Below are 12,602 nucleotides of genomic sequence, written 5' to 3' on the forward strand. Positions count from 1 at the left end.
CAATTCCCAAGCATCCAGTGCCAGTATCCGCATGATCGCCGCCAGCTTTTTCGCTGTTGGTTAGTGCGTTATGGCGACTGTGTGCGGGCAGACTTATGTCTGGCCGGGTGCCTGGGACCGGTTTCTCACCCCGCACACAGCTGCCACCTTTTGCCGCGTGAGAAACGACAAGCGATGGCATCCACCGCCCAGGAGAATGTCCTTGGATAAGTTAATCCCCGATCCCCCCCTTCGAAACTGAAAGCCCCTACCGCCCCACCACCTTTTTCACCGTCCTTCCCGACATCAACACCGAAAGTCTCCTCGCCCACGCCTGTGAATCTCTGGCCTCAGCCAACGTCATGCTCAGCGACTTCGCCACCTACCTCAACGGCCCGCAACGCAACACGGCGCTGGCGATTGCGCAAATTGTCATGCTGGCGGATCTGGCGGTGAATCGGGCGCTGGATAACCTGGACCAGCAGCAATAACACTCCCCCTTGTAGGAGTGAGCCTGCTCGCGATGGCTGCCCGTCAGTCAATAATGATGTCGCCTGACCCACCGCTATCGCGAGCAGGCTCGCTCCTACAATGGATCGTCTTCGAACACAGATAGCGTGTATGCACTGAACCTCCTGTGGGAGCGAGCCTGCTCGCGAAAGCGTTTTCCCGGACAACAAAAAACCCGCCCCTGACCCAGGAAGCGGGTTTCGCCATACCGTAACGACTTCAGCTCACAGGCTCAGCCTCAGCCTCAGCCACCACCCGCGCTCTTTCATGCTTCTGCAACACAGGTTGCTCCAGCCGCGCCCGCCCATAAAACGCCAGCGCAGTCAGCAAACAGGTCAGCCATACGAAGGTACCGGCCCAGAAGGTGTGGGACATGTAGTGCCAGCCTTGCAGGACCCGGGTCGTGCCGTAGACGAACCCCAGCAACAGCGAGCCCCACATCAGCGCACTGGAGAAGCGCCAGCGGTAACGGCGGGCCACGAAGTACAACGCCAGCATGGTGAAGCCACCCGACGCATGGCCACCCGGCCAGCAGCGGCCGTCACCGGCTTCCTGGAACAACTGGAAATTGTTGTACCACTCGATATGGGCCATTTTTCCGCCGTACAGCGTGGTCTCGATCGGGCAGTAAACGCTGGTGTGGGCCTTGAGGAAGTGGATCACACCCGTGCACAGCGCAAAGGCGACTACCACGAACAAGAAGTCCCGGCGGTGAGCCGCGGCAAACTTGAGGACTGGCGCGACCTTGCTGCGCTCGAGAAAACCACCGAGTCGCGGGCGCTTTTGCGGGTTGACCAGCGGCCATACGAAAGACAGCACCGCACCGATCAGGGCAATTTCAGCCGTCCAGTTCGGAATGATCCGCGCCCACTTGTGCGTCAGCTTCTCGAAGAAGTGGATGTGGTCCAGCGGGAACGTATGAGTCAGCGGATCGAACAGCAGGTTGCTGAAAGCGACGTCGATGTTGGTCATGTCGAACATCAGGAATACCAGCGCGGCACAGGCCAGCGGGATGCCGAAGTTGGACGCGTAAAAACGTGAGGTCATTGAGTGGTCACCGTGCGCCAGTCAGAGGCTTCAATAAAACCGAGCATCTGCGGGGTGGCAGGGCTGGCAGTGGAAATAAACAGCGATGCACCATAACCCAGGGTCGAGGCTGGTAGTTTGAGATCCTTTTCCATTTGCGCCATGCATTCGCTGTGGGTCACCAGGATCAGGTTGCGTCCGGCCACCTTGTGCGCCAACGCATCGCGCAGCATGGTGCCCTTGCAGTTGATCAACCACTCGTCGCCGGTGTCGACCTTGTTGAACATGTAACCGGCAGTTTGCGCCGTACGCATCATCGGGCTGTTGTAGATGTCAGCCTTGGCCAGGCCCAAGCGCTCGAACTGCGCGCCGACGGCCACCGCGATATCGCGCGAACGATCGGTGATCCCGTCGTTGCCGCTCAGGCAAGGGGCGCTGGAGTGATCGCAGCGCTCGACGTGGCGCACCAGCACGATTATGTCGCCCTTGGCCCAGCCCGCCTGCAACGCCCGCGCACCGGCGACGTTGCCATGGGCCAGGTCCGGCACCGCGGCCGGGCGCAACAAAAACACGGTCAACGGAATCACCAGCAGCGCACAGGCCACGACCACGGCGGCATTACGGTAACGGGCCAAACGGTTCAGGTTGAGCGTGCGGGTGACGCCGAAAAGACTCAGTCTCAGTTCCACAGCTAGCCGCCTCGCCGGCACGTACTCCGAATTTGATGCGGCGAGGGTAGGGAGACGGGCGTGGGCAGGCAGTGAAACGTTTGTGAAAAAAAGCTTAAGGCCTGCACAAACGACGCAAACGCCCTGTTACAAAATCGCGGGTACAAAATCCTTTCAGCTCTCGTGATTGCGGCCGATACAGGCCTGCTACACCGCTTGCTGGCACCTAAAAACAACAATCTTCCAGCCAACCGACGATCGAAAGCACTACGTTCCTGGAGGAATTTTGATGAATAGCTGGTTCGGCAATATCAGCGTGAACCTGAAACTGGGCCTGGGCTTCGGCCTGGTCCTGGCCTTGACCTGCATCCTCGCCCTGACTGGCTGGACCAGCCTGGGCAGCCTGATCGACCGCAGCAACTGGATGAGCGACATCACCCAGCTCAACGCCGGCCTGACCAAGCTGCGCGTGGTGCGCCTGCAGTACATGCTGGCCAATGGCGACGAAACCATCGCGCAGAATGTACAGACCACCCTCGAAGGGTTTTCCGCTCAACACCAGGCCGTTTTGGCGAAATTCAAGAGCCCGGAAAACATCAAGTTGCTCAAGGAGCAAGGCGCGGTCATCGACGCCTATAAAACGTCGCTGAACAAAATGCGCGGTGCCTATCGCGCCGGCAACGGTGCGCGTGAGGTGATGACCGCCAATGCGGAAACCGCCAACACCCTGATCAACGACATCAACACCCGTGTGCAGCAGCTGCCGCAGAGCGACCAGCGCTTCGAACAGTTCCAGGCCATTACCGCCGCCCGGGAAGCCTTCCTGCTGGCGCGCTATGAAGTGCGCGGCTATACCGCCACCACCAACGCCGAGACCGAGCATAAAGCCGTCACGCAACTGGATGCGGCCATCGCCAGCGTGAAATCCCTCAACGCGCATTTCGCCGATGTCCAGCCAGATGCCCTGCGTCAACTGGAAGCCGCACTAGGCAGCTACCGCAGCGCCTTGCAGGCTTACAAGGCCGCCAGCAACGATGTGGTGCAGGCACGCAAGGAAATGACTGACCAAGGGGCCGCCATCGTTTCGCTCAGCGAGCAGCTTTACCAGATCCAGCTCGACCGCCGCGATGCCGAAAGCGCCAAGGCCCAGACCCTGCAACTGGTCAGCACCCTGCTGGCATTGCTGGTGGGCATCATCGCCGCCGTGGTGATCACACGGCAGATCACCGGCCCGATACGCGAAACCCTGGTCGTGGTCGATCGTATTGCCAAGGGCGACCTCTCCCATGACGTCCAGGTGACACGCCGCGACGAGCTCGGCGTATTGCAGCAAGGCATCGCCCGCATGGGCGTGACCCTGCGCGACTTGATCAGCGGCATCCGCGACGGCGTGACCCAGATCGCCAGCGCGGCCGAGGAGTTGTCGGCGGTGACCGAGCAGACCAGTGCCGGAGTCAACAGCCAGAAAGTCGAGACCGATCAGGTCGCCACGGCCATGCACGAGATGACCGCCACGGTGCAGGAAGTCGCGCGCAACGCCGAAGAGGCCTCGCAAGCGGCCGCGGCGGCCGACGGCGAAGCCCGTGAAGGCGACAAGGTGGTCAACGAAGCCATCACCCAGATCGAGCGCCTGGCCAGCGAAGTGGTGCGCTCCACCGAAGCCATGAGCGTGCTGCAGCAGGAAAGCGACAAGATCGGCAGCGTTATGGACGTGATCAAGGCCGTGGCCGAACAGACCAACCTGCTGGCGCTCAACGCCGCCATCGAAGCGGCCCGTGCCGGTGAAGCCGGTCGCGGTTTCGCCGTGGTGGCCGACGAGGTTCGTGGCCTGGCCCAACGCACGCAAAAATCCACCGAAGAGATCGAAGGCCTGGTAGCCGGCCTGCAAAACGGCACGCAACAGGTCTCGGCGGTCATGAACAACAGCCGCGCCCTCACCGACAGCAGCGTGGCCCTGACCCGCAAGGCCGGCGAGTCACTGGAAAACATCACCCGCACGGTGTCCAACATCCAGTCGATGAACCAGCAGATCGCAGCCGCCGCCGAGCAACAAAGCGCCGTGGCCGAAGAGATCAGCCGCAGCATCATCAACGTGCGCGACGTGTCGGAACAGACGGCCGCAGCCAGCGATGACACGGCCAAGTCGAGTGTCGAACTGGCGCGGTTGGGCAATCAGTTGCAGATGATGGTGAGTCACTTCCGGGTCTGATGTTCAGCCAGCGCTGAATCACAGCCCCAATCGCGAGCAGGCTCGCTCCTACAGGATGTTCATTGAACCTGTGGGAGCGAGCCTGCTCGCGATGGCTTTCTATTTGTCAGCGAAATAGTTCAGACACTAATCGCATTGGTAAACACCAACCGATTGCCAAACGGATCACTGATGGTCATGTCCTGGCTGCCCCAGGGCATGGCCTGGATCTGCGGGTGGGCGAAGGGGTATTCCTTGGCCAGCAATTGCTGCTGGAAGGCTTCCAGCTCATCGGTCTCGATGCGCAATGCCGAGCCCGGCGTGCTGTCGCCATGGTGCTCGGACAAATGCAGCACGCACTCGCCCCGTGAAACCTGCAGGTACAGCGGGAAGTTGGCTTCGAAACGGTGCTGCCAGTCGATCTTGAATCCAAGGAAGTCGACGTAGAACTCAACCGCTTTGGTTTCGTCGAAGATCCGCAGGATCGGGGTGGTTTTGCCGAAGCTCATCAAGTTGCTCCCAGACAGAAATTGCCCGGAGTGTAGCCGGGCTGTACCTCAGCGAATCGGCTTGGTGATGGCATTCTTTAATTGCAATGTGCCATCACTGTGACGCATCCCCCAAACCTCACTGAAAGCCTGTGCGCAAATCCCCTTCCCGCGCCAGGAACCGCCCTTCCCTGCGGCCGTTCGCCTGACCGTCGCGATAGCTGAGCACACCGTTTACCCACACCCCTTCGATGCCTTCTGCCGCCTGTTGTGGATGGTTGAAATCCGCCACATCACGAATGGTCGCCGGGTCGAACAGCACCAAATCCGCCCAATGCCCTTCGCGGATCTCGCCGCGTTCCTTCAGGCCGAATCGCGCCGCCGACAGACCGGTCATTTTGTGCACGGCGGTGTGCAGCGGGAACAGGCCGACATCACGACTGAAATGGCCGAGCACCCGCGGGAAGGCGCCCCACAGGCGTGGGTGTGGAAACGGATCTTCCGGCAAGCCATCGGAGCCGACCATCGACAGCGGGTGCGCGAGGATTCTGCGCACATCGTTCTCGTCCATCCCGTAATACACCGCGCCCGCCGGTTGCAGCTGACGGGCCGCGTCGAGCAGCGACAGGTTCCATTCGGCGGCGATGTCCATCAGGTCGCGACCGCCCATTTCGGGATGCGGCGTGGACCAGGTGATGGTGATGCGGTGGGCATCGGTGACTTGCTTGAGGTCCAGGGTCGACGAGCTGGCGGCATAGGGATAGCAATCGCAGCCCACCGGATGGGTTTTCGCCGCCTGCTCCAGGGAGGCCAGCAGTTGCGGGCTGCGCCCCCAGTTACCGGCGCCGGCACACTTGAGGTGGGAAATGATCACCGGGGATTTCGCGTGGCGGCCGATCTGGTACGCCTCGTCCATGGCCTCCAGCACCGGCTCGAATTCGCTGCGCAAATGAGTGGTGTACACCGCGCCGAAAGCCGTGAGTTCTTCGGTCAGTTGCATGACTTCATCGGTGGATGCCGAATACGCGCTGGCATAGGCAAGGCCGGTCGACAAGCCCAGTGCACCGGCCTCCAGGCTTTCGCGCAATTGCTCGCGCATCGCGGCGATTTCATCGGCCGTCGCCGTGCGAAACAGGTCATCGAGATGATTGCTGCGCAACGCGGTATGCCCCACCAGCGCGGCCACGTTTAGCGTGGTGTTCGCCGCTTCGACAGCGGCGCGGTAATCGCTGAACGTCGGATAAGCGAACGCCGCCGCGGTACCGAGCAGGTTCATCGGGTCCGGCGGATCCCCGCGCAAGCTCACAGGTGATGCGCTGATGCCGCAGTTACCGACGATCACCGTGGTCACGCCCTGGCTGAGCTTGGGCAGCATCTGCGGCTGGCGGATCACCACCGTGTCGTCATGGGTGTGCACGTCGATGAAACCCGGCGCCAGCACGTGGCCCTGTGCGTCGATTTCCTCGGCGGCGGTGGCTTCGCGCAGGTCACCGATGCGTTCGATGCGGCCATTGCGGATCGCCACGTCGGCGGGGTAACCGGGGCGGTTGCCGCCGTCGATGATCAGGGCATTGCGGATCAGCGTGTCGTACTGCATGTCAGTCTCCCAGCGGCAGGTGATCGTCGCCGCCGCGGTAATCGTCCAGGGCGAGCTTGATCCGCCGCAGACGTTCTTGATTGTCTTGAGGATTGGCCAGTGCCAGCTCGGTGGCAAGCACATCGATGGCCAGCAGCATGCCGTAGCGCGCCGCCGTGGGTTTGTAGATGAAGGAGGTTTCCGCGCTTTGCAGCGGCAACACGATGTCGGCCAGTTGCGCCAAAGGCGAGCCTTCGCGGGTGATGGCCAGAATCCGCGCACCGTAGTTGCGGGCCAGTTCCACGGTTTCCACCAGTTCCGGGGTGATGCCGGTCAGCGAGCAGACAATCAGCACCTGTTCGGCGCTCAGGCTGGCGGCGGTCACGCGCATCATCACCGCGTCGTGGCAGACCGAGATCGGGTAACCCAGCCGTACCAGCCGCACCTGCAGTTCATCGCTGCACAGGGTCGAGCAACCGCCCATGCCGAACGCGTGAATCATCCGTGCCTTGCCCAACAGTTTCACCGCATCGGCAAAACGCGACTCGTCGAAGCCTGACAGATGCTGGCGCAGGGTCGATTCGATATCCCCGACGATCTGCCCGTAGAACGCCGATTGCTCGGGCGTGCCCGCCGGGTCGAGAAAGCGGCTGCCAACCCCACTGGCCTGGGCCAGTTGCAGGCGCAGGTCACGCAAGTCGCGACAGCCCACGGTGCGGGCGAAACGCGACAGGGTGGCGGTGCTGACTTCCGCCCGCTGCGCCAGCTCATCGAGGCTGGCGGAAGCGGCGAACCCGACGTCGTCGAGCATCAGGCGGGCGATGCGTCCTTCACCGGCGCTGAAAGAATCCTGGCGGGCGCGAATCTGGTAAAGGATGTCCATGGCAAATGGCTCCGGCTAAATCAGGTAGGAAAGGCCAACGGTCAGGCCGAAGGCGACGAGCGAAATCAGGGTTTCAAGTACGGTCCAGGTCTTGAAGGTCTGGGCCACCGTCATGTTGAAGTATTCCTTGATCAACCAGAAGCCGCCGTCGTTGACGTGGGAAAAGATGACCGAGCCGGCACCGGTGGCCAGCACCAGCAATTCCGGATGCGGATAGCCCAGGCCGATGGCCACCGGCGCGACCACGCCCGACGCGGTGGTCATGGCCACGGTGGCGGAACCGGTGGCGATGCGCATCAGCGCGGCAAACAGCCAGCCCATCAGCAGCGGCGACAGATGGAATTCGTGGGCCAGGCCGACGATCTGGTCGGTGACGCCGGCGTCCACCAGGATCCGGTTCAGACCGCCGCCTGCGCCCACCAGCAGGGTGATGCTGGCGGTCGGCGCCAGGCATTCGTTGGTAAATTTGAGGATCGATTCACGGTTGAAGCCCTGGGCAATGCCGAGAGTCCAGAAACTCAACAAGGTCGCCAGCAGCAGCGCGATCACCGAGTTGCCGATGAACAGCAGGAACTGGTTGAACCCCGTACCCGGCGTGGAAATCAGGTTGGCCCAGCCGCCGATCAGCATCAACACCACCGGCAGCAGAATGGTCGCCATGGTGATGCCGAAGCCTGGCAGGCTGTCACGCGGTTCGCGTTCGAGGAACTGGCGTTCCAGCGGGTTTTCCGCCGGCAACTGGATGCGCGGCACGATGAATTTGGCGTACAGGGGACCGGCGATGATCGCCGTGGGAATGCCGATGGCGATCGCGTAGAGCAAGGTCTGCCCCACCGACGCCTGATAAACCTGTACCGCCAGCATCGCGGCCGGGTGCGGCGGCACCAGCGCATGCACCACCGAAAGGCCGGCGACCATCGGCAGACCGACCATCAGGATCGACACGCCAACCCGTCGCGCCACGGTGAACGCGATCGGCACCAGCAATACGAAACCGACCTCGAAGAACAGCGGCAGGCCCACCAGGAACGCGATGCAGACCATCGCCCAATGCGCATTCTTCTCGCCGAAACGGTCGATCAAGGTCCGCGCCACCTGCTCGGCGCCCCCGGACTCGGCCATCATCTTGCCGAGCATCGTGCCCAGCGCCACCACCAGCGCGATGTGCCCCAGGGTCTTGCCGACCCCTGCCTCATAGGCGCCTACCACGCCGGACGGCGGCATCCCGGCGACCAGCGCCAGGCCGATGGAAATCAGGGTGATGACAATGAACGGGTTGAGCCGGTAGCGGGCGATCAGAACGATCAGGGCGATGATGGCAACGGCGGCATACACCAGCAGCCAATAGCCGAAGGACAGGGTCATGCGGTACTCCTCGAGAGGGTCACGTCGAAAGTTTTGTGAAACTCTTAAAACATTTCGAGACGCCAAACTCAAACGAGGTGAAAGTAATTTTCGTAGAGAGGTAAGGGATGTCGTTAATGGATATGTTTTGTCGTTAACAATGAAAATCGGACTGGCGAATTTTCATCGCCTTCACACCGATCGTTCCCATGCTCCGCGTGGGAATGCCTCAAGGGACGCTCCGCGTTCCAGCTTTCGAAAGGGACGCGGAGCGTCCCGGCTGCATTCCCACGCAGAGCGTGGGAACGATCAGTGCAGTCAGTCGTGATTCACATGCGCCCGCTTGAGCAGCTTCTTGCACCGCTCGGACAAGTGCAGCACCCGCAGGTGTTTGCCGGCCTTGGCATAGCGCTCGCGCAGGGTCCTGAGGGCGGCGATGGCTGAGTAGTCGACGAAGCTCAGATGACGGCAGTCGATGGTCACCACCGCCGGGTCGTTGGCCGGATCGAATTGATTGAGAAAAGGCGTCGTCGAGGCAAAGAACAGCGTGCCGTGCATCAGGTACAGCTTGCTGCCGTCGGCCTCCAGATGGCTGTCGGCATAAAGCTCGCGGGCCTGCTGCCAGGCGAAGTTCAGCGCGGCGATGATGATCCCGCACAGCACCGCCGTGGCCAGGTCGGTAAACACCGTAATCACCGTGACCGCAATGATCACCAGCACATCGTTGAGCGGCACCTTGTTCACCACCCGCAGCGAAGCCCAGGCGAAGGTCTGCTGCGATACCACGAACATCACCCCCACCAGCGCCGCCAACGGAATGCGCTCGATCAGCGGCGACAGGAACAGGATGAACAACAGGATCGCCACCCCGGCCACCACCCCGGACAGGCGACCGCGCCCGCCAGAACTGAGGTTGATCACGGTCTGGCCAATCATCGCGCAACCGCCCATGCCACCGAACGCACCGGACACCACGTTCGCCGCGCCCAGCGCCACGCACTCACGGTCCGGGTAGCCGCGGCTCTCGGTGATTTCGTCGGTAAGGTTCAGGGTCAGCAGGGTTTCCAGCAGGCCGACCAGGGCCATCAGAATCGCGTAGGGGGCGATGATACGCAGGGTGTCGAGGTTCCAGGCAATGTCCGGCAAGGCGAACGTCGGCAAGCCACCGGCGATATGCGCCATGTCGCCGAGGGTGCGAGTCGGCAGGCCGAGCAGGTACACCGCCAGGCCCACGCCGAGAATCGCCACCAGCGCCGGCGGTACCGTGCGGGTCAGGCGTGGCAGCACATAGACGATCGCCATCGTCGCGACCACCAGCCCGATCATGATGTACAGCGGCATCCCGCTCAGCCAGGCCTCACCACTCTTGAAATGCTCCAGCTGCGCCAGGGCAATGATGATCGCCAGGCCGTTGACGAAACCCAGCATCACCGGGTGCGGCACCATGCGCACCAGCTTGCCGAGCTTGAGCAGACCGAAGGCCATCATGATCAAGCCGCCCAGCAGCACAGTGGCCAGCAGGTACTGCACACCGTGCTGCACCACCAGCGCGACGATCACCACCGCCATGGAACCTGCGGCACCGGACACCATGCCCGGCCGCCCGCCGAACAGCGCGGTCAGGGTACAAATGATGAACGCGCCATACAGCCCCATCAGCGGATTGAGATGGGCCACCAGCGCGAAGGCGATGCATTCGGGCAGCAGGGCAAAAGACGTGGTGAGGCCGGCCAGGATATCGGCGCGCAGGTGTTTTGGTTTCATGGGGGGACCGCGGGAGTAGCGAGAAAGAATGCGCGGATGTTACGGAATCGAGGGCAGCCCGGCCAGTTGTTGGGTTGCTGCAAAAGCCATCGCGGGCAAGCCTTGCTCCCACAGGTTCTGTGTCGTTCACAAAATAACTGAACGACTCAACCCAGTGGGAGCAAGGCTTGCCCGCGATGAACGATGACGCGGTCTACAGCGAACTCACACCATTTCTTTAAGAATCCACTCCACCACCGACGTGCGCTTGGGCACCCACCCCAGCAATTCCCGCGCATGTTTGCCGCGAACCCGGCTGTTGGAGCCCAGTCCATAGTTGGCCATTTCATAACCCCACTCGGCCTCGGCATCCTTGAGCGGCCAGTCTTGCGGCTCGCCCAGCTTCAGCGCCTGGGCCATGGCGGTGGTCATGTCGATGAACGACTCCTCACCGCTTTCGACGAAGTAGAAAGTGCCCGGTACGTTTTTGCTCAGGGCCAGCAAGTACAGCGACACCACATCTTCGATGTGCACGTTGGACCAGATGTTTTGCCCAGGGCCGACATGGCGCACCACGCCGCTTTTGCGCGCCTGCTTGAGCAATCGCGGCAATTGCACGCTGTCGCGATGGACGCCCAGGCTGTGGCCGTAGATCAGGGTGTTGCAGATGACCGCCGAGTTCACGCCGTCCTTCGCAGCCGCGAGGATCAGGTTGTCGATGGCCACGCGCGCCGCCTTGTCCACGGTCGGTTCCGGCAGGTTGTCTTCGAAGTAGATGACATCGCTGGACTTACCGCCGGACGCATCGCCGACGATGCTCGAACCGCTGGTGTGCAGAAACACCTTGTTCGTGCCGCGCAGGGCATCGAGCAAGGCCTCCACCGCGCCGCGATGGTCGCTGCTGGCGGCGTTGATCACCGCATCGGCGGCACGGGCCTGTTCGGCGAGCAATGCGCGGTCGTCCAGGGTGCCGATCACCGGCGTGATGCCCAGTGCTTTGAGCTCATCCGCCTGATCGGCGTTGCGCACCAGGCCGATGACGCTGTGACCCGCCTGGATCAGGCCCGTGGCGATGGAACCGCCGATAAAGCCGGCAGCGCCGGTAACGAATACGTTCATGGAGAAACTCCCTGCGTTGATAAGTGATGCGACGAGTATCGGGCAGCGGTAGGCGACGAAAAATCCCCGCTGGCCCAATTCACTCTTGCGCTGTGATCACGAATCAGGCCTTGAAGTCCGAGCTGGCGTAGAGCGCCAACTTGCCCTGGATGAAATCCAGGAAACATTGAATCCGCAGGGCCAGTTGCGAGTTGCGGTAGTACACCGCGTTGATCGGCTGGCGATAGCCGCTGTTGAACTCGGCCAGCAACACTTTCAAGCGTCCGGCACGAATGTCTTCGATAGTCATGTAGTGGGACAGGCTGGCGATACCCTGGCCTTCCAGCGCCAGATGGCGAATGGTCTCGCCGCTGGAGGCGCTGAGCGAGGCCTCGATCGGCCAGCGATCGCCATGCACGTAGCGCAACGGCCACTGGTTGAGGTTTTCGTTCTGTGTGAACCCCAGCAGGCTATGGCCAGCCAGGTCCGCCACCGCCGTTGGCGTGCCGTGCTTTTCCAGGTACGCGGGGCTGGCGACGATGTGGATCGGGCTGCAACCCAGTGAACGCGCATGCAGGGTCGAGTCGGCGAGAGGGCCTATGCGGATGGCGATGTCGGTGCTTTGTTCGAGCAGATCGATGATCAGGTCGTTGCTGTTGAGTTCCAGTTGGATCTGCGGATAGAGCCGCCTGAACTCATCGATGTAGGGCACGATGGCGTGCAGCATGAAGGGTGATGCGGCGTTGATGCGCAAGCGCCCCGATGGCGTTTGCTGGCGCGACGACAGGCGCTCTTCGAGTTCGTCCATCTGATCGAGAATCAGCTTGGCCTGTTCGAAGAAGTACTTGCCCTCCTCGGTCAGGTCCATGCGCCGCGTGGTGCGGTTGATCAGGGTAGTGTCGAGCTTGGCTTCCAGGCGCGACAAGGTGCGGCTGACCGCCGACGGCGTCTGCCCGACCTGCTCGGCCGCTGCGGAAATCGATCCGCATTCAATCACGCAGACGAAGATCTGCAACTCATCGGATCTGGCTTTCACGGGTGTCCTCTTATTTGCAGTCCTGCCTCGTTCAACTGTGGTGCGAAAATCCAATGTGGCGAG

At 61.9% G+C, this 12,602-nt stretch carries 11 protein-coding genes and 1 pseudogene; 3 read left to right on the forward strand and 9 right to left on the reverse strand.

Translation table 11 applies throughout. The features are described from left to right. Positions 1-323: 323 nt before the first annotated feature. Positions 324-470 carry a DUF6124 family protein gene (locus ABTV29_RS27635; RefSeq protein WP_433772042.1) on the forward strand — a complete coding sequence of 49 codons (147 nt, stop codon included), beginning with the start codon at positions 324-326 and terminating at the stop codon, positions 468-470. A gap of 238 nt (positions 471-708) precedes the next feature. On the opposite strand, the gene ABTV29_RS27640 is transcribed toward ABTV29_RS27635, so the two are convergent. Beyond that, a complete protein-coding gene (locus ABTV29_RS27640) occupies positions 709-1,536 on the reverse strand; it encodes a phosphatase PAP2 family protein (RefSeq protein WP_433767717.1) in 828 nt (275 codons plus the stop codon). Then, the gene (locus tag ABTV29_RS27645) at positions 1,533-2,204 is read right to left on the reverse strand and encodes a histidine phosphatase family protein (protein WP_433767718.1); all 672 of its coding nucleotides are present in this window, start codon (positions 2,202-2,204) and stop codon (positions 1,533-1,535) included. The genes ABTV29_RS27640 and ABTV29_RS27645 overlap by 4 nt, the downstream gene beginning before the upstream one ends. A gap of 403 nt (positions 2,205-2,607) precedes the next feature. Between ABTV29_RS27645 and ABTV29_RS27650 the strand changes: the two are divergent. Continuing rightward, positions 2,608-3,486 (forward strand): annotated as a pseudogene (locus tag ABTV29_RS27650) (methyl-accepting chemotaxis protein); the annotation flags it as partial. 201 nt (positions 3,487-3,687) lie between these two features. Beyond that, positions 3,688-4,392, forward strand: a complete 705-nt coding sequence (locus ABTV29_RS27655) for a methyl-accepting chemotaxis protein (protein ID WP_433772044.1) — start codon at positions 3,688-3,690, stop codon at positions 4,390-4,392. Between the two features lie 119 nt (positions 4,393-4,511). Here ABTV29_RS27655 and ABTV29_RS27660 read toward each other — a convergent pair whose 3' ends face one another. From ABTV29_RS27660 to ABTV29_RS27690, 7 genes are all read right to left on the reverse strand, one after another. Next, the gene (locus ABTV29_RS27660; protein ID WP_433767719.1) at positions 4,512-4,880 is read right to left on the reverse strand and encodes a glyoxalase superfamily protein; all 369 of its coding nucleotides are present in this window, start codon (positions 4,878-4,880) and stop codon (positions 4,512-4,514) included. 118 nt (positions 4,881-4,998) lie between these two features. Further along, the gene (locus ABTV29_RS27665; protein ID WP_433767720.1) at positions 4,999-6,456 is read right to left on the reverse strand and encodes an N-acyl-D-amino-acid deacylase family protein; all 1,458 of its coding nucleotides are present in this window, start codon (positions 6,454-6,456) and stop codon (positions 4,999-5,001) included. A gap of 1 nt (position 6,457) precedes the next feature. Next, positions 6,458-7,318, reverse strand: a complete 861-nt coding sequence (locus tag ABTV29_RS27670) for a MurR/RpiR family transcriptional regulator (RefSeq protein WP_433767721.1) — start codon at positions 7,316-7,318, stop codon at positions 6,458-6,460. 15 nt (positions 7,319-7,333) lie between these two features. Continuing rightward, the gene (locus tag ABTV29_RS27675; RefSeq protein WP_224539228.1) at positions 7,334-8,683 is read right to left on the reverse strand and encodes a GntP family permease; all 1,350 of its coding nucleotides are present in this window, start codon (positions 8,681-8,683) and stop codon (positions 7,334-7,336) included. 297 nt (positions 8,684-8,980) lie between these two features. Further along, positions 8,981-10,426, reverse strand: a complete 1,446-nt coding sequence (locus tag ABTV29_RS27680; RefSeq protein WP_433767722.1) for a SulP family inorganic anion transporter — start codon at positions 10,424-10,426, stop codon at positions 8,981-8,983. Positions 10,427-10,630: 204 nt separating this feature from the next. Next, complete coding sequence (locus ABTV29_RS27685; protein ID WP_433767723.1) at positions 10,631-11,524, reverse strand: NAD-dependent epimerase/dehydratase family protein; 894 nt, start codon at positions 11,522-11,524, stop codon at positions 10,631-10,633. A 103-nt stretch (positions 11,525-11,627) separates the two neighbouring features. Then, positions 11,628-12,539 carry a LysR family transcriptional regulator gene (locus tag ABTV29_RS27690; protein WP_433767724.1) on the reverse strand — a complete coding sequence of 304 codons (912 nt, stop codon included), beginning with the start codon at positions 12,537-12,539 and terminating at the stop codon, positions 11,628-11,630. Positions 12,540-12,602: the final 63 nt, after the last annotated feature.

Source organism: Pseudomonas putida, from assembly GCF_050989985.1.
In the GTDB taxonomy this organism is placed as follows: Bacteria; Pseudomonadota; Gammaproteobacteria; order Pseudomonadales; family Pseudomonadaceae; genus Aquipseudomonas; species Aquipseudomonas putida_AI.